This window comes from Pseudomonas sp. TUM22785 (assembly GCF_028198105.1).
Lineage (GTDB): Bacteria > Pseudomonadota > Gammaproteobacteria > Pseudomonadales > Pseudomonadaceae > Metapseudomonas > Metapseudomonas solani.
Map to the genome: position 1 here is coordinate 1754293 of NZ_CP116239.1, position 16625 is coordinate 1770917.

Consider the following 16625-nt stretch of genomic DNA (forward strand, 5'->3'; position numbering starts at 1 on the left):
CGATCTGCTGGACGGCAATTAGATAGCTTGCTAATAATTGTCGTCGTTGAATTCATCACCGGCCGAAGCGGCCTATCCTTCTGGCATTTCCTTCAAGGTCCTGCGCGTGCGCGATTCCCTGCGGGCGTTCGTCGCCCCCGACATCCCGGCTCTCCAGTTCGCCATCAAGACCCTCCTGGGCGGGGGGCTGGCGCTCTGGTGTGCGCTGCGTTTCGGCCTGGAACAACCGCAATGGGCGCTGATGACGGCCTTCATCGTCGCCCAGCCGCTGTCCGGCATGGTGGTGCAGAAGGGCCTGGCACGGTTGCTCGGCACCCTGGTCGGCACCGTCATGGCCGTGGTGGCGATGGCCCTTTTCGCGCAGACGCCCTGGCTGTTCATCCTCGCGCTGGCTACCTGGCTGGGCCTGTGTACCGCAGCCTCGACCATGCTGCGCAGCGCCTGGTCCTACTCCTTCGTGCTGGCGGGCTACACGGTGGCGATCATCGGCCTGCCGGCCATCGCCCATCCGCTGACCGTATTCGACCAGGCCGTGGCGCGCTGCACCGAGATCTGCCTCGGCATCATCTGCGCCACCGCTGTCAGCGCGCTGGTCTGGCCGCAACGGGTGGAGCGCCAGCTGGCGCGCCAGGCCGGCGATGCCTGGAACGCCGGCATCGCCGCCGCGCGTTCGGCGTTGCGCGGCGAGCCCCATGAACGCCAGGGCCTGCTCGGCGTGCTGGGGCGCATCGTCGCCGTGGACGCCCAGCGCGAGCACGCCTGGTTCGAAGGCAACCGTGGCCGCCAGCGCGCTGCCGCCCTGCGGGTGCTCAGCCGCGATTTGCTCAGCCTGCTGCGCCTGGCCCGGGGCGTGGCGCGGCAGTGGCGGCAACTGTCGGCGGGGGAGGCCGAGCGCCTGGCGCCCTGGATGGACGAGGTGCTGCAATGCCTGGCCGAGCCCGATGACGCCGCCTGCGAAGCCCTCGGCCAGCGCCTGCTGGACGCCGCCGAAGCCGATGACCTGGTGCCCGTGCAGCAGTATTGCCTGGGCCGCCTGGCGGTGATGCTGCGGCAGATGCGCGCCGCTGCCCAAGCCCTGCGCGCGGTGGAGCGCGGCGAGGCGCCGGACGATGCCGGCGCGCCGCTGTCCTGGCACCGCGACCTGCCCACCGCCTTGCTCTACGGCCTGCGCAGCAGCGTCGCCTTCGTCGGCCTGGCGTCATTCTGGCTGGCCACCGCCTGGACCTCTTCGGTGGGCGCGCTGACCCTCACCTGCGTGGTCTGCAGCCTGTTCGCCAGCCGCGAGAACGCCGAGCAGATCGGCCTGATGTTCCTGCGCGGCATCCTCTACGCGCTGCCGGTGGCCTTCTTCATCGGCCAGGTGGTGCTGCCGCAGATGAGCGGCTTCCCGCTGCTCTGCATGGCCCTCGGCGTACCGCTGTTCTTCGGCACCCTGGGCATGGCCAAGCCGGCACTGGGGGCGACGTCCACCTCCTTCTGCCTGCACTTCATCGTGCTTTGCGCACCGCAGAACACCATGCATTACGACGTGGCGCTGTTCCTCAACGAGGCCATGGCCATCCTCCTGGGCGTCGGCTTCGCGGTGCTGGTGTTCCGCGTCATCGTGCTGACCAACCCCGGCTGGCACGGGCGGCGCCTGCTCAAGGCCACCTTCCATGACCTGGGCCGCCTCACCCACCGCGCGCTGGCGGGCGCCGAGAACTGGTTCGGCGGGCGCATGGCCGACCGCCTGCTGCAGCTGGCGCGGCACTACCCGGCGCTGCCCAGCCAGTCGCGCAACCGCTGGGACGACGGCATCACCAGCCTCGACATCGGCGACGAACTGCTGCACCTGCGCCGCTGCCTGGCCGCCGGCGAGCGCTCGGTCGAGGCCTGCGAGGCGCGTTTCCTGCGCAGCATCGAGCCGCTGCTGGAGCGCGGGCCGGCGGCGTCGCTGGCGGGTGCGATGGACGAACCCTCGGAACAACTGATCCGCGCCCTGCGCGAGGCCGGCACCAGCATCGACCGGCGCCTGGCCCAGGCGGCCCTGCTGCAGCTGCGGCAGAGCTGGCGCCAATGGTGTGAACAACAGGAGGCGAGCCATGGGCTTGCGTGAATGGTCCCTGGGCGGCGTGCTGCTCAGCCCCTTTCTGATGTATGCGCTGGCGGCGCTGCTGGCGACGGGCCTGCTGCGCCTGGCCCTGCAGCGCGTCGGCATGGCGCGCTGGATCTGGCACGAAGCGCTGTTCGACTGTGCCCTGTATGTCTGTGTCCTGTCGTTGCTGGTCGCCTGGTTCGGGCACTGGTGAAGGAGAAACCCATGCGTTCCACCCTGCGTATCGTCATCACCCTGGCCCTGGTCGCCGCCGCCATCGTCGGTGGCTGGAGCCTCTGGCAGCACTACATGCTCTCGCCCTGGACGCGCGATGCGCGCATCCGGGCCGACGTGGTGGTGATCTCGCCGGACGTCTCCGGCTGGGTCGTCGACCTCAAGGTCCATGACAACCAGCAGGTGAAGGCCGGCGACCTGCTGCTCAGCGTCGACCGCGAGCGCTACCTGGCGGCCCTGGAGAAGGCCCGCGCGGTGGCCGAGACGCGCCAGCAGCAGCTGCGCCTGCGCGAGCACGAGGCCTCTCGCCGCGCCCACCTGGGGCCGCAGGCGATCAGCGCCGAGCTGAAGGAGAACGCGCAGATCACCGCCGACATCGCCCGGGGCGAATATCGCCAGGCCCAGGCGGACGTGAAGGTCGCCGAGCTCAACCTGGCCCGCAGCGAAGTGCGCGCGCCGCGCAGCGGACAGATCACCAACCTGCGCCTGGCCCAGGGCAACTACGCCAACGCCGGGCAGCCGGTGATGGCGCTGGTGGATGACGCCTCCTTCTATGTGCAGGCCTATTTCGAGGAGACCAAGCTGCCGGGCATCCACGTCGGTGCGCCGGTGAAGATCTGGCTGATGAGCGCCGGTCGCCCCCTGACCGGCTCGGTGGAAAGCATCAGCCGCGGCATCACCGACCGCAACGCCAGCCCCGACGGCCAGTTGCTGGCCAACGTCGAGCCCACCTTCAACTGGGTGCGCCTGGCCCAGCGCATTCCGGTGCGGATCAAGCTCGACCCGGTGCCGGACGACATCCAGCTCAGCGCCGGGATGACCGCCAGCGTCACGGTCGGGGACGAAACCATCATCCAGGAATGACCTGCGGCGCCCGTCGCGCCAGCAGCGCGCAGGCCAGGGCGGCGGCCACCAGCAGGCAGCCGACCCAGGGCGTCAGCAACAGGTCGCGGTGCGCGGCCAGGCCCCCCACCGCGCCGCCGAGGGCCACGCCCAGGTGCATCGCCGAGCTGTTCACCGCCACCGCCGCTTCGGCGCTCTGCGGGTGGCGGGCCAGCAGGTAGCTCTGCACCACCGGCGAGATCATCCAGCTCAGCGCACTCCAGGCCATCAGCAGCGGCACCGACAGCGGGCCTCCCACGGCCAGGGCCAGGCTGGCGAGGGCCAGCAGGAACAGGCCGGGCACCCCCACCAACGCCCGTTGCGGGGCCACCCGGTCCACCAGCAGCCCGCCGAGCCAGCCACCGCTCACCGCGGCCACGCCGAACAGAAGGAACATCAGGCCGCTGTCGCCGGCACCGCTGGCCTGCCCGGTGGCCAGCAGCCAGGGGCCGAGGAAGGCGAACAGGCAGAAGTGCCCGCCGATCATCAGCACCGAAACGCCGTGCCCCAGCGCCAGGGCCGGATGGCCGAGCTGCAGGCGCCAGGCGCTCCAGCCGGGGAGGGCGTCGGCGTGGCCAGTGGGCAGCAGGCGGTGCAGCAGCCAGGCCAGGGGCAGGGAGTACAGGCCGATGCCGGCGAACACCCAGCGCCAGCCGAAGGCGTCGCTGACCAGGATGCCCAGGGGCACCCCCAGCACCAGCGCAGCACTGACGCCCATGAACACCAGGCCGATGGCACGCCCCCGGAATTCCGGCGCGGCCATGCGTGTCGCCTGGGTGGTGGTCAGCACCAGGATCAGCCCGCAGCAGGCGGCCATGGCCACCCGTGCCAGGGCCAGCGCCAGGTAGCCGGGGCTCAGGGCCGCCAGCAGGTTGGCCAGGGCGAAACCCAGCAGCGTCAGGCACAGCAGGCGCCGCCGTTCCAGGGCACGGGTCGCCCACCACAGCAGCGGCGCGGCGATGGCCAGAGTGAGGGAAAACAGGCTGGTGAGCTGGCCGGCGGCGGCCACTTCCACGCCGAGGTCACGGGCGAGTTGCGGCAGGATGCCGACGACGATGTTCTCGTCGAGGCCGACGGCGAAGGCGGTAAAGGCGAGCAGGGCGAGGCGAAGATCCATGGCGATCCGAAACTCCCGGTGGGCAGGTTTCGGGCGCGTGGCCTTCGGTTATCCCTGTTGAGGTGATGAGCCCCGATTCTTCGGCAGCTCCGAGTGGAATTGAAGCACCGTTGGGAAGTCGGGTGTGGATCGGTACGGGGCAGTGTTGAGCCTCGTTCCTCGGCGCCAACCTACGGGGGATGCGCGAGCTGGAACGAAAAAGCCCGGCGATGGCCGGGCTTTTCCTACGTCTGCGGGGCTCAGCCGATGGTGATCGGCGGCAGCTCCGGCAGTTCGATGGCGAGGGACTGCTTGGGCGCGAGGACTTCGGCCTCGCCGTCCACCACCTGCTCGGCGTTCTGGTTGAACACGCGGGTGGCGATGCGCACGCGGTTCTTCGGCAGCTTCTCGAGGATTTCCAGTTCCACGGTCAGGGCGTCGCCGAGCTTCACCGGGCGGGTGAACTTCAGTTGCTGGCCGAGGTAGATGGTGCCCGGGCCGGGCAGCTCGCAGGCGATGGCCGCGCTGATCAGGGCGCCGCTGAACATGCCGTGGGCGATGCGCTCCTTGAAGATCGTGCCGGCCGCGTACTCGGCGTCCAGGTGCACCGGGTTGCGGTCGCCGGAGAGGGCGGCGAACAGCTGGATGTCACGCTCTTCCACGGTCTTGGCGTAGCTGGCCTTCTGGCCGACTTCGAGGGCGTCGTAGGTGAAGTTGGTTACCTGGGTCATGGGGTGTCCTTGTTCGGTTGGCAGTAGCGACTGTGGGCAAGGGCATGCTCCAGCCAGTCGAGCAGGTGGGCCGTCACCTCGTCACGGTTGGTCTCGTTGAGCAGCTCGTGGCGGGCGTCCGGGTAGATTTTCAGTTGCACGTCCTTGATCCCGGCCTCGCGCAGGGCGCGGGCGAGGTCGTCCAGGCGGCGGCCGTCGCTGACCGGGTCGCGTCCGCCGCCCACCACCAGCAGCGGCAGGTCGGGGTCGATCTGCGCCAGGTGCTTGACCGGGGTGATGTTCTGAAGCCCGCCGAGCAGGTCGAGCCACAACTGGTTGGTGCAGCGGAAGCCGCACAGCGGGTCGTTGACGTACTTGTCCACTTCGTCCGGGTCGCGGCTGAGCCAGTCGAACGCGGTGCGGTTGGGCTTGAAGGCCTTGTTGAACGAGCCGAAGGAGAGGAACTCGATCAGCGCGCTGCGGCCATTGGCGCCCTGGCGCCAGCGCTCCAGGCGGGCCACCAGGGCGCCGCTGCGGTACAGCGACACCGGCTGGTAGTTGGAACCGGAGAGGATCGCGCCCTGCAGGCTGCAGCTGTGCTGCATCAGGTAGGCCTGGCCGATGTAGCTGCCCATGCTGTGGCCGAGGAGGAAGATCGGCGCTTGCGGGTGCTGCTGGCGGATGTGGTGGTTGAGGCTGGCCAGGTCGCCGATCACCTTGTTCCAGCCGTCGTGCTCGGCGTACAGCCCGAGGATGCCGTGCTGGGCGGTGCGGCCGTGGCCGCGCTGGTCATGCACGTAGAGTTCCAGGCCCGCTGCCACCAGGGCCTGGCCCAGGCGTGCATAGCGGCCGCCGTGCTCGGCCATGCCGTGGGCGACCATCACCACGGCCCGGGGCTGGGCGTCGCCGCTCCAGCGGTTGACGTGCAGGGAGGCGCCGTCGCTGGCGGTGAGCCAGAAAGCATCGTGGTGCATGGCCAATCCTTGTGGCGTTGGGGTGTCGACGCATTGTGCACGGGCGGCCTGGCGGCGCAAAGCTCGGCACGTGGCTGACTGATCGGTTCCCTGCGGAACCGCTCGGGCAATGGCCGGTCAAGGTGCAGCGGGCCGCTCAGGCACGGGCGATGGCGGCAAGATTCACACTGTCTATGACGCGTTCGCGAGTATTTGCGTACGGGTGCGGACCTGCTAATTTCCGGGCAGTCCCGCTCGCGGGCCAGACACATTCAGGGCAAAGAGGATAAGAACAATGCAACCTGATTTCTGGAGCGACAAACGCCCTGCTGGCGTCCCCGACCAGATCGACCTGACCGCCTATCGCTCGGTGATCGAGGTCTTCGAACGTTCCTGCAAGAAATTCGCCGACCGACCGGCCTTCAGCAACCTCGGCGTCACCCTGACCTACGCCGAGCTGGACCGCCTCTCCGGCGCCTTCGCCGCCTACCTGCAGAAGCACACCGACCTCAAGCCGGGCGACCGCATCGCGGTGCAGATGCCCAACGTGCTGCAGTACCCGATCGCCGTGTTCGGCGCCCTGCGCGCCGGGCTCATCGTGGTCAACACCAACCCGCTGTACACCGCCCGCGAGATGCGCCACCAGTTCAAGGACGCCGGCGTGCGGGCACTGGTCTACGTCAACCTGTTCGGCAAGCTGGTGCAGGAAGTGCTGCCGGACACCGAAATCGACTACCTGATCGAAGCGCGCATGGGTGACATGCTGCCGAGCCTCAAGGGCTGGCTGGTCAACACCGTGGTGAAGAAGGTCAAGAAGATGGTCCCCGACTTCCACCTGCCCCAGGCGGTGTCCTTCAAGGCCGCGCTGAAGCAGGGCCAGGGCCACGCGCTGAAACCGGTGAAGGTGAGCCTGGACGACATCGCCGTGCTGCAGTACACCGGCGGCACCACGGGCGTGGCCAAGGGCGCGATGCTCACCCACGGCAACCTGGTGGCCAACATGCAGCAGGTGGATGCCTGCCTGTCGCAGCTTGGCCCGGACGGCCAGCCGCTGATGAAGCAGGGCCAGGAGATCATGATCGCGCCGCTGCCGCTCTATCACATCTATGCCTTCACCGCGAACTGCATGTGCATGATGGTCAACGGCAACCACAACGTGCTGATCACCAACCCGCGCGACATCCCCGGCTTCGTCAAGGAGCTGAAGAAGTGGCGCTTCTCCGCGCTGCTGGGCCTCAACACCCTGTTCGTCGCGCTGATGGACCACCCCGAGTTCAAGGACCTGGATTTCTCCAACCTCAAGGTCACCAACTCCGGCGGCACCGCCCTGGTGAAGGCCACCGCCGAACGCTGGCAGGCCATGACCGGCTGCTCGGTCGTGGAGGGCTACGGCCTCACCGAAACCTCCCCGGTGGCCAGCACCAACCCCTATGGCACCCTGGCGCGCCTGGGTACCGTGGGCATCCCGGTACCGGGCACCGCCTTCAAGGTGATCGATGACGACGGCGCCGAGCTGCCCCTGGGCGAGCGCGGCGAGCTGTGCATCAAGGGCCCGCAGGTGATGAAGGGCTACTGGCAGCGCGAGGAAGCCACCGCCGAGGTGCTCGACGCCGAAGGCTGGCTGAAGACCGGCGACATCGCGGTGATCGACCCGGACGGCTACGTGCGCATCGTCGACCGCAAGAAGGACCTGATCATCGTCTCCGGCTTCAACGTCTACCCCAACGAAATCGAGGACGTGGTCATGGCCCACCCGAAGGTGGCCAGCTGCGCCGCCATCGGCGTGCCGGACGACAAGTCCGGCGAGGCGGTGAAGCTGTTCGTGGTGGCCCGCGAGGGCGGCCTCAGCGTCGACGAGCTGAAGGCCTACTGCAAAGCCAACTTCACCGGCTACAAGGTGCCCAAGCACATCGTCCTCAAGGACGCCCTGCCGATGACGCCGGTCGGCAAGATCCTCCGTCGCGAACTGCGCGACATCGCCTGACCCTTCCCCCCATCCCCGGCCCGAGAGGGCCGGCGGATGCGCTGCGATCCCTCTGCGACGCCTTCTGCACGCTGTTTAGAGAAACTACTCTAAAGATGACCAAGGTCATTGCATCCGGTCATTTTAATGACTGATAAGGCCTTCTTTGGCTCTGGTCGCCCATTTGCAAAGCTGCTACTCTCGGCGCGTTTTTTTGCCCTGGAAAGGGCTTGAACGACTGCACAGAACACAACAAACAACTGCCTCCGGCAGTGAAGATCAGCTGTTGCTTAGGAGTGGGCTTCCATGACCGAAAATTTCTGGAAGGACAAATATCCAGCAGGCATTCCTGCGGAAATCAATGCCGACGCGTATCCCAATATCCAGGCGGTATTGAAAGAGTCCTGCCAACGCTTTGCCGACAAGCCCGCTTTCAGCAACCTGGGCAAGACCATCACCTACGGTGAGCTCTACGAGCTGTCCGGCGCCTTCGCGGCCTACCTGCAACAGAACACCGACCTGCAACCGGGCGATCGCATCGCCGTGCAGCTGCCGAACGTGCTGCAGTACCCCGTGGTGGTCTTCGGTGCCCTGCGCGCCGGCCTCACCGTGGTCAACACCAACCCGCTGTACACCGCGCGGGAGATGGAGCACCAGTTCAACGACTCCGGTGCCAAGGCCCTGGTCTGCCTGGCCAACATGGCCCACCTGGCCCAGGACGTACTGCCGCGCACCGGCATCAAGCACGTCGTGGTCACCGAAGTCGGCGACATGCTGCCGGCGCTCAAGCGCCTGCTGGTCAACAGCGTCGTCAAGTACGTGAAGAAGATGGTCCCGGCCTTCCACCTGCCCCAGGCGGTGAAGCTCAACGATGCCCTGGCCAAGGGCCGTGGCAAGCCGGTCAAGGATGCCTCCCCGGCAGCGGGCGACATCGCCGTGCTGCAGTACACCGGCGGCACCACGGGCGTGGCCAAGGGTGCGATGCTCACCCACCGCAATCTGATCGCCAACATGCTGCAGTGCAAGGCACTGATGGGCGCCAACCTCAATGAAGGTTGCGAAGTGCTGATCACGCCGCTGCCGCTGTACCACATCTACGCCTTCACCTTCCATTGCATGTCCATGATGCTGACCGGCAACCACAACGTGCTGATCAGCAACCCGCGTGACCTGCCGACCATGGTCAAGGAACTGGGCAACTGGAAGTTCACCGGCTTCGTGGGGCTCAACACCCTGTTCGTCGCCCTGTGCAACAACGAGGACTTCCGCAAGCTCGATTTCTCCGCCCTGAAGCTGACCCTGTCCGGCGGCATGGCCCTGCAACTGGCCGCGGCCGAGCGCTGGAAAGACGTCACCGGTTGCGCCATCTGCGAAGGCTTCGGCATGACCGAAACCAGCCCGGTGGTGTCGGTGAACCCGTTCCAGAGCATCCAGATCGGCACCATCGGCATCCCGGTCCCCTCGACCGAGTGCAAGGTGGTCGACGACGAGGGCAACGACCTCGCCATCGGCGCCATCGGTGAGCTCTGCGTCAAGGGCCCGCAGGTGATGAAGGGCTACTGGCAGCGCCAGGACGCCACCGACGAGATCCTCTCGGCGGACGGCTGGCTGAAGACCGGCGACATCGGCCTGATCCAGGAAGACGGCTACATGCGCATCGTCGACCGCAAGAAGGACATGATCCTGGTCTCCGGTTTCAACGTGTACCCGAACGAGCTCGAAGACGTGCTCGCCACCCTGCCGGGCGTGCTGCAATGCGCCGCCATCGGCATCCCGGACGAGAAATCCGGCGAGGCGATCAAGGTCTTCGTGGTGGTCAAGCCGGGCGCCAACCTGACCAAGGACGAGGTGATGCAGCACATGCGCGCCAATGTCACCGGTTACAAGATGCCCAAGGCCGTCGAGTTCCGTGACAGCCTGCCGACCACCAACGTCGGCAAGATCCTGCGCCGTGAACTGCGTGACCAGGAACTGAAGAAGCTCAAGGGCTGATCCGTTCCGCCCTGAACAAGCCCCGCCTCTGCGGGGCTTTTTCTTTTCTGGCAGTCGCATCTAGGTGCGCCTCCGTAGGATGGGTAGAGCTCTGCGAAACCCATCACCGCGAAGTAGCCGGACTGCTCCGCAACTGGGTGCCGGGCGATGGACTCGATCCCGCCTGTGATGCCTCGACGCCCCATTTCCCGCCCGCTAGAGTGCCGACTCTCGCGACCGCCCTGGAGCCGGCCATGCCCTTGCCCGATCTCAACCTGCTGGTAGCCCTGGACGTGCTGCTCGACGAAGGCAGCGTCGCCGGGGCCGCGCGGCGCATGCACCTGAGCGCGCCGGCCATGAGCCGCACCCTGGCGCGCATCCGCGAGGCAGTGGGCGACCCGATCCTGGTGCGTGCCGGTCGCGGCCTGGTGCCCACGCCCCGGGCCCTGGAGCTGCGCGAGCAGGTGCGCGACCTGGTGGAACGCGCCAGCAGCCTGTTCCATGCCGACCAGGTGGACCTCTCCGGCCTGGAGCGCACCTTCAACATCCGCACCAACGACATCTTCATGGTCTGCTACGGCGGCCGCCTGTTCGAACTGGCCCACCGCGAGGCGCCCGGGGCCGTGCTGCGCTTCGTCCCGGAAATCGACGGCGACGACGACGCCATGCGCGCCGGGCGCATCGACCTGATGATCGGCGCTTCGCTCACCCTGTCGCCGGAGATCAAGTCCCAGGGCCTGTTCGAATGCCGCTTCACCGGCCTGGTGCGCGAGGGCCACCCGGTACTGGAGGGCCCCCTCGACGCCCAGCGCTTCGCCACCTTCGAGCAGATCAGCGTCTCCCGCCGCGGCCTGGCCCGGGGCCCCATCGACCAGGCGCTGGCCGAGCTGGGCCTGTCGCGCAAGGTGGTGATGATCGCCCCCAGCTTCTTCTCCGCCGTGCTGGCCATGCTGGAGTCCGACCTGATCCTGCCGATGCCCGACCCGGTGGCCAGCACCTGCCGGCGCCTCGGCCTGCCCCTGCGCGCCTTCGAGATTCCTCTGCCGCTGGAGACGGTGCGGGTGCGCCAGTCCTGGCACCCGCGCTTCGACAACGACCCGGCTCACCGCTGGTTGCGCGGCCTGATCAAGCGCTGCTGCGAGGAAGGCCTGCCCGGCTGATCACCCCTGTGAGGTGCCTGCCCCGCAGGGAGGGGGCTCGCTTATTCGTGCGCTCAGCGCACTCGTAAATTAGAAATATTGCAATTTTCGGCATGCCATGGCCGCCCATAGACTTCCCGCGTATCCCTGAAACCCGGAAGTCCCCATGTCTTGCATGCACTCGCGCGCCAGCGGAGCACCGCTCCGATGAACGCGCCCCTGTCCCTGCCCCAGGCCGCCGCCAAACCCGCCGCCGCACCGGTGCCGACGCCCTTCGGGCTGCGCATCGTCGTCGGCCTGGTGGGCGTGTTGCTGGCGGTGCTGGTGGCCGGCTTCAACGAAAACGTCACCAAGGTCGCCCTGGCCGATATCCGCGGCGCCATGGGCATCGGCCGTGACGAAGGCACCTGGCTGCTGGCGCTCTACGCCGCGCCTTCGGTCTGCGCCATGGCCTTCGCCCCCTGGTTCTCGGTGACCTTCTCCCTGCGCCGCTTCACCCTCGCGGCCATCGGTGCCTTCATGGTGCTGGGCCTGCTCAGCCCCCTGGCGCCCAACCTGCAGTGCCTGATGGCCCTGCGCGCCCTGCAGGGCCTGGCCGGCGGGGCGCTGCCGCCGATGCTGATGACCGTGGCGCTGCGCTTCCTGCCCGCCAACATCAAGCTCTACGGCCTGGCCGGCTACGCCCTGACCGCCACCTTCGGCCCTGGCCTGGGCACGCCGCTGGCGGCCTTTTGGGTGGAGGTCGTCGGCTGGCGCTGGGCCTTCTGGCAGATCATGCCCCTGAGCCTGTTGGCCCTGGCTGCCGTGTCCTGGGGGCTGCCCCAGGACCCGCTGCGCCTGGAACGCTTCCGCCAGTTCGATTGGCTGGGCCTGCTATTGGGCTTCCCGGCGCTGTCGATGCTGGTGGTCGGCCTGGTGCAGGGTGACCGCCTGGACTGGTTCGAGTCGCCGCTGATCTGCCTGCTGCTGGGCGGGGGCTCGGTGCTGCTGGTGCTGTTCCTGCTCAACGAATGGAAGCACCCGCTGCCGTTCTTCAAGCTGCAGCTGCTCAAGCTGCGCAACCTCAGCTTCGCCCTGTTCGTGCTGGGTGGCGTGCTCTTCGTGCTGCTCGGGGTCATCAGCGTGCCCTCCGCCTACCTGGCCCAGGTGCAAGGCTACCGGCCGCTGCAGAGCGCCCCGGTGTTCCTGGTGGTGGCCCTGCCGCAACTGCTAGCACTGCCCCTGGTGGCGGCCCTGTGCAACCTGCGCTGGGTGGATTGCCGCTGGGTGCTGGCCTGTGGCCTGGCCATGCTCGCCGTCGCCTGCTGGCTGGGTGCCGGGCTGACCTCGGCCTGGGTGCGCGAAGACTTCTACCTGGTGCAGGCGCTGCAGATCTTCGGCCAGCCCATGGCGGTGCTGCCGCTGCTGATGCTCTCCACCGGCAGCATCACACCGCCGGACGGCCCCTTCGCCTCGGCCTGGTTCAACACCATCAAGGGCTTCGCCGCCGTGCTCGCCGGGGGCGTGCTGGAAGCCCTCGGCACCCTGCGCCTGCACCTGCATTCCGCCCAGCTGGTGGATCGCCTGGGCAACAGCCCGCTGCTGGAGGAGGGCGCGCAACTGGCCCGCCGCGTCCACCAGCAGGCCTCGGTGCTGGCCTCCGCCGACCTCTACCTGTGCCTGGCCGCTCTGGCGGCCGCATTGATCATCGCCATCCCCTTCGTGCCCACGCGCATCTACCCGCCGCGTGCCCCAAGCTAACGGAAGAATCATCATGACCGACACACGACCCCGTACCCCCCTGATCGCCGGCGCCTTGCTGGCCGGCGCCGGCCTCATCGCCTGGAGCGCCTGGCACTTCACCGCCGGCGGCCGTGGCGAAGGCACCAACGACGCCTTCGTCCAGGCCGATTTCACCCTGGTGGCACCCAAGGTCTCCGGCTTCATCGGCGAGGTGCTGGTGGAGGACAACCAGCCGGTGACGGCCGGCCAGCTGCTGGCGCGCATCGACGACCGCGACTACCGCGCCGCGCTGTCCGGCGCCCGCGCCGAAGTGGCCAGTGCCGAGGCCCGTCTGGCCAACGCCCGGGCCACCCTGGAGCGGCAGGACGCGCTGATCCGCCAGGCCGAGGCCACGGTGGAGGCGGACCGCGCCGAGATGGAGTTCGCCCGTCACGAGCTGGAGCGTTACCAGCACCTGGCCGGGCAGGGCGCTGGCACCCTGCAGAGTGCCCAGCAGGCGCGCAGCCGCTTCGACACCAGCCGTGCGCGGCAGGCCGAACACGCCGCCGCATTGCTGGCCACGCGCAAGCAGACCGACGTGCTCGCCGCCCAGCGCGACGCCGCCCAGGCCGCCCTGGAGCAAGCCCGTGCCGGCCTCGAACGGGCCGAGCTGGACCTTTCCCACACCGAGCTGCGTGCGCCCATGGACGGCACGGTCGGCCGCCGCGCGGTGCGGGTCGGCGCCTTCGTCAGCCCCGGCCAGGCGCTGCTGGCGGTGGTGCCCCTGGCGCGCGCCTACGTGGTCGCCAACTTCCAGGAAACCCAGCTCACCCACATGCGCCCCGGCCAAGTAGTGCAGGTGACCGTGGACAGCTTCCCCGGCGAGGTGCTGCGCGGTCGCATCGAGAGCATCGCCCCGGCCACCGGTGTGACCTTCGCCGCCATCGCCCCGGACAACGCCACCGGCAACTTCACCAAGGTGGTGCAGCGCATCCCGGTGAAGGTCCGCCTTGACGAGGGCCAGCCCCTGGCTGCGCGCTTGCGGGTGGGCATGTCGGTGGAAGCCGACGTGGACACCCGTGGCGAGCCCGAAGCCCTGGCGGGGGTGAACTGAGATGCGTCGACACGCGACCCTGCTGGTCCTGGCGATGGGCCTCGGCGCCTGCAGCGTCGGCCCGGACTTCACCCGGCCCGACGCCGAACTGGACACGAACTGGACCCTGGCCGACGACGCCGACCTGCCGAGCCGCGCGCTCCAGGCCGAGCTGGAAGAACGCTGGTGGGAGGGTTTCGGCGACCCGCTGCTGGCTTCGCTTATCCACCGCGCCAGCCACGAGAACCTCGACCTGCTCGCCGCCGCCAGCCGCGTGGAGCAGAGCCGCGCCGCACGTCGCAGCGTGGCCGCCGGGCAGGCGCCGGATCTCGGTGTCGGCGCGGGCTACAGCCGCGCACGCAACAGCCAGCGCGGCCTCTCCGACCCCTCCGGCGAGTCGGGCCGCGCTGCCTACAGCCTCTGGCAGGGCGGCCTGGACATGGCCTGGGAGCTGGACCTCTGGGGCCGGGTAAGGCGCGAGGTGGAAGCGGCGGACGCCGGCGTGCAGGTCTCCGAGGAGACCCGCCGGGGCGTGCTGCTGGCGGTAACGGCGGAGACCGCGCGCGGCTACATCGAGCTGCGTGGTGTGCAGAACGCCCTGGCCATCACGCTGCAGAACCTGGAGATCGCCCGGCGCAGCCTGGCCCTCAACCGCACCCGCCTGGCCGATGGCGTCGCCACCCAGCTGGAGGTGGCCGAAGCGGCGGCACAGGTGGCCAGCCTCGAATCGCGCCTGCCGCCCCTGCGTCAGCGCGAGGCAAGCCTGGCCAATGCCCTGGCCCTGTTGCTGGCGCTGCCGCCCGGCGCGCTGCGCGAGGAGCTGGCGGCCCGGGAGGCTCCGGCCATTCCCACGGGCCCGGCACGGGTGCCCCTGGGCCTGCCCAGCGAACTGGCCGAGCGCCGCCCGGACATCCGCCGCGCCGAAGCCGCCCTGCACGCCGCCACGGCCGAAATAGGCGTGGCCGAGGGCGACTTCTACCCGCGCATCACCCTCTCCGGCGACCTGGGCTTCCAGGCCCGGCAGCTGGACGACCTGGGCTGGGACGCCCGACGCTTCGCCTTCGGCCCGGCCCTGAGCCTGCCGCTGTTCGACGGCGGCCGCCGGCGCGGCACCCTGGAACTGAGCAAGGCCCGCCAGCAGGAAGCCGCCATCGCCTACCGCAGCACCGTGCTCGCCGCCTGGCATGAAGTGGACGACACCCTCGGTGCCTACCAGGCGCAGCAACGCCGCCAGGCCAGCCTGGACCAGGCGGTGGAACACGCCCGCGTGGCCCTCGACAACGCCGAACGCCAATACGGCCAGGGCACGGTGGACTTCCTCAACGTGCTCAGCGTGCAGAACGCGCTGCTGGCCAACCAGGCCGAACAGGTGGACAGCGCCACCGCCGCCGCCCTGGCGCTGGTGGACCTCTACCGCGCCCTTGGTGGCGGCTGGCAGGCGTTGGAAGGGGAGGGTGCGTCGGGGGCCTGATACCGGCGGGCGTTGGTATTCGGTTTCCGGGTGAAGGCCGATCGCGAATGAATTCGCTCCCACGGGGGCGGCGCTGCGCGCCGCTTGGCGACTGAAGTCGCCCCTACATCCCGGCCACCGTGCGGAGCCGATCGATGGGTAGGGTGGAGGTCGCTCTTTACCTCCACCGGGCGGAGTCAAGCTGGGCGCGACCTGCCATGCCCCCGGGCTGAAGCACGGGCTACGGGTCTGAAACCCCCGGGCCAGCCGCTTCGCTAGCTCTACCGAACGGTATGACCTCTCGTCGCCCCTGGCCGGTGCCAGCATTGCGACAGCTGTCGATTCGCATAATCTGCGCCGGTCCGCGGGCCCCTGACCCGCGCCGTTACGCTTTCCTGGGGGACCTCCATGCGTATGAATGTGCGTCGAATCCTCCTGGCCTGGATGCTGGGAGTTGTCGTCGTCGGCCCGACCGTGGCCGCTGAAAACCCGTCCGCGAAACCGGTGATCGGTTCCGCCTCGCAACAGGCCGTGACGGGCCGCCCGCTCAGCGTGCTGTTCGTGGGCAACAGCTACACCTTCTACAACGACCTGCCGCGCATGGTCCGGCAGATGTCCCTCGACGCCGCCCAGCCGCGCCCGCTGGACGTGCGCGACGTCACCTTCGGCGGCGCCAGCCTCGAAGCCCACTGGAACCGTGGCGTGGTGCAGAAGGTGCTGGCCAGCCAGCACTGGGACTATGTGGTGATCCAGGACTTCAGCACCATGCCGGTGGACAACCCCGAGAAGACCCGCAAGTACGTGCGCCTGATGGCCGCCGAGGCACGCAAGGCCGGTGCCCAGCCGATCCTCTACCTGACCTGGGCGCGCCAGGCGATCCCGGCCATGCAGGCGCAGCTCGACAGCGTCTACACCGGGCTGGCCAACGAGACCCATTCCCTGCTGGCCCCGGTCGGCCAGGCCTGGAAGCAGGCCCTGGCGGCCACGCCGCAACCGCACCTGTTCATCGAGGACGGCAGCCACCCGAGCTACAGCGGCAGCTACCTCACCGCCTCGGTGTTCTATTCGCTGATCTACGGCGTGCAGCCGCCGGCGCCTTCGTCCGAACAGGCCGCGCGTTTGGATCGCGACAGCAGCGGCAGCGCCCTGCAAGGCTTCGCCTGGAGCTCCCTGCAGGCTCAGGACCTGGCCCTGCGCACCGTGCCGCAGGAGCTGCGCAGCCTGCCGATCACCGCCACCCGCTGAGCCGTCCCACCTCGCCCCGCCCCGCCCCGCCCCACCCCACCCCGCGTTGCCGAGCCGTCGGCACGCGGGGCGCTTGCCGATGCGGTATGGGGGCGGAATCTGCGACAATCGCGC

Annotated in this window: 13 protein-coding genes; 10 read left to right on the forward strand and 3 right to left on the reverse strand. The window is 68.9% G+C overall.

Translation table 11 applies throughout. From position 1 onward, the window contains the following. Positions 1-106 precede the first annotated feature (106 nt). The 3 genes from PI990_RS08285 to PI990_RS08295 are packed head-to-tail and all read left to right on the forward strand — an operon-like array spanning position 107 to position 3172. Positions 107-2095 carry an FUSC family protein gene (locus tag PI990_RS08285; RefSeq protein WP_271660334.1) on the forward strand — a complete coding sequence of 663 codons (1989 nt, stop codon included), beginning with the start codon at positions 107-109 and terminating at the stop codon, positions 2093-2095. Continuing rightward, entirely contained in the window at positions 2082-2288 is a 207-nt protein-coding gene (locus PI990_RS08290) for a DUF1656 domain-containing protein (protein ID WP_111260609.1), read from the forward strand. Before PI990_RS08285 ends, PI990_RS08290 begins: the two co-directional genes overlap by 14 nt. 11 nt (positions 2289-2299) lie before the next feature. After that, the gene (locus PI990_RS08295) at positions 2300-3172 is read left to right on the forward strand and encodes an efflux RND transporter periplasmic adaptor subunit (RefSeq protein WP_271660335.1); all 873 of its coding nucleotides are present in this window, start codon (positions 2300-2302) and stop codon (positions 3170-3172) included. Here PI990_RS08295 and PI990_RS08300 read toward each other — a convergent pair. The 3 genes from PI990_RS08300 to PI990_RS08310 form a co-directional block, all read right to left on the reverse strand. Further along, the gene (locus PI990_RS08300; RefSeq protein ID WP_271660336.1) at positions 3159-4307 is read right to left on the reverse strand and encodes an MFS transporter; all 1149 of its coding nucleotides are present in this window, start codon (positions 4305-4307) and stop codon (positions 3159-3161) included. The genes PI990_RS08295 and PI990_RS08300 overlap by 14 nt on opposite strands. A 239-nt stretch (positions 4308-4546) precedes the next feature. After that, a complete protein-coding gene (locus PI990_RS08305) occupies positions 4547-5017 on the reverse strand; it encodes a MaoC family dehydratase (RefSeq protein ID WP_021219258.1) in 471 nt (156 codons plus the stop codon). After that, the gene (locus tag PI990_RS08310; RefSeq protein WP_271660337.1) at positions 5014-5970 is read right to left on the reverse strand and encodes an alpha/beta hydrolase; all 957 of its coding nucleotides are present in this window, start codon (positions 5968-5970) and stop codon (positions 5014-5016) included. Before PI990_RS08310 ends, PI990_RS08305 begins: the two co-directional genes overlap by 4 nt. A gap of 274 nt (positions 5971-6244) precedes the next feature. Here PI990_RS08310 and fadD2 point away from each other — a divergent pair, with 274 nt between their 5' ends. The 7 genes from fadD2 to PI990_RS08345 all read left to right on the forward strand — a co-directional run bounded on the left by fadD2 (position 6245) and on the right by PI990_RS08345 (position 16511). Next, complete coding sequence (gene fadD2, locus PI990_RS08315) at positions 6245-7933, forward strand: long-chain-fatty-acid--CoA ligase FadD2 (RefSeq protein WP_021219260.1); 1689 nt, start codon at positions 6245-6247, stop codon at positions 7931-7933. A 285-nt stretch (positions 7934-8218) separates the two neighbouring features. After that, positions 8219-9904, forward strand: coding sequence for a long-chain-fatty-acid--CoA ligase FadD1 (gene fadD1, locus PI990_RS08320; protein WP_021219261.1), 1686 nt, complete (start codon positions 8219-8221; stop codon positions 9902-9904). Positions 9905-10137: 233 nt separating this feature from the next. Then, positions 10138-11043: a LysR family transcriptional regulator gene (locus tag PI990_RS08325; RefSeq protein WP_271660338.1), complete on the forward strand. Its 906-nt coding sequence runs from the start codon at positions 10138-10140 to the stop codon at positions 11041-11043. A 186-nt stretch (positions 11044-11229) separates the two neighbouring features. Further along, positions 11230-12762: an MFS transporter gene (locus PI990_RS08330; protein WP_271660339.1), complete on the forward strand. Its 1533-nt coding sequence runs from the start codon at positions 11230-11232 to the stop codon at positions 12760-12762. 13 nt (positions 12763-12775) lie between these two features. Further along, positions 12776-13837 carry an HlyD family secretion protein gene (locus PI990_RS08335; RefSeq protein WP_271660340.1) on the forward strand — a complete coding sequence of 354 codons (1062 nt, stop codon included), beginning with the start codon at positions 12776-12778 and terminating at the stop codon, positions 13835-13837. Position 13838: 1 nt separating this feature from the next. Then, entirely contained in the window at positions 13839-15287 is a 1449-nt protein-coding gene (locus PI990_RS08340; RefSeq protein WP_271660341.1) for an efflux transporter outer membrane subunit, read from the forward strand. 393 nt (positions 15288-15680) lie between these two features. Further along, positions 15681-16511: an SGNH/GDSL hydrolase family protein gene (locus PI990_RS08345; RefSeq protein WP_271660342.1), complete on the forward strand. Its 831-nt coding sequence runs from the start codon at positions 15681-15683 to the stop codon at positions 16509-16511. The last annotated feature ends 114 nt before the right edge of the window (positions 16512-16625 follow it).

Excerpts from the sequence above, each read along its gene's own strand:
- PI990_RS08290 (WP_111260609.1), top strand. The coding sequence starts at position 2,082 with ATGGGCTTGCGTGAATGGTCCCTGGGCGGCGTGCTGCTCAGCCCCTTT.
- PI990_RS08295 (WP_271660335.1), top strand. The coding sequence starts at position 2,300 with ATGCGTTCCACCCTGCGTATCGTCATCACCCTGGCCCTGGTCGCCGCC.
- PI990_RS08300 (WP_271660336.1), bottom strand. The coding sequence starts at position 4,307 with ATGGATCTTCGCCTCGCCCTGCTCGCCTTTACCGCCTTCGCCGTCGGC.
- PI990_RS08305 (WP_021219258.1), bottom strand. The coding sequence starts at position 5,017 with ATGACCCAGGTAACCAACTTCACCTACGACGCCCTCGAAGTCGGCCAG.
- PI990_RS08310 (WP_271660337.1), bottom strand. The coding sequence starts at position 5,970 with ATGCACCACGATGCTTTCTGGCTCACCGCCAGCGACGGCGCCTCCCTG.
- fadD2 (WP_021219260.1), top strand. The coding sequence starts at position 6,245 with ATGCAACCTGATTTCTGGAGCGACAAACGCCCTGCTGGCGTCCCCGAC.
- fadD1 (WP_021219261.1), top strand. The coding sequence starts at position 8,219 with ATGACCGAAAATTTCTGGAAGGACAAATATCCAGCAGGCATTCCTGCG.
- PI990_RS08325 (WP_271660338.1), top strand. The coding sequence starts at position 10,138 with ATGCCCTTGCCCGATCTCAACCTGCTGGTAGCCCTGGACGTGCTGCTC.
- PI990_RS08330 (WP_271660339.1), top strand. The coding sequence starts at position 11,230 with ATGAACGCGCCCCTGTCCCTGCCCCAGGCCGCCGCCAAACCCGCCGCC.
- PI990_RS08335 (WP_271660340.1), top strand. The coding sequence starts at position 12,776 with ATGACCGACACACGACCCCGTACCCCCCTGATCGCCGGCGCCTTGCTG.
- PI990_RS08340 (WP_271660341.1), top strand. The coding sequence starts at position 13,839 with ATGCGTCGACACGCGACCCTGCTGGTCCTGGCGATGGGCCTCGGCGCC.
- PI990_RS08345 (WP_271660342.1), top strand. The coding sequence starts at position 15,681 with ATGAATGTGCGTCGAATCCTCCTGGCCTGGATGCTGGGAGTTGTCGTC.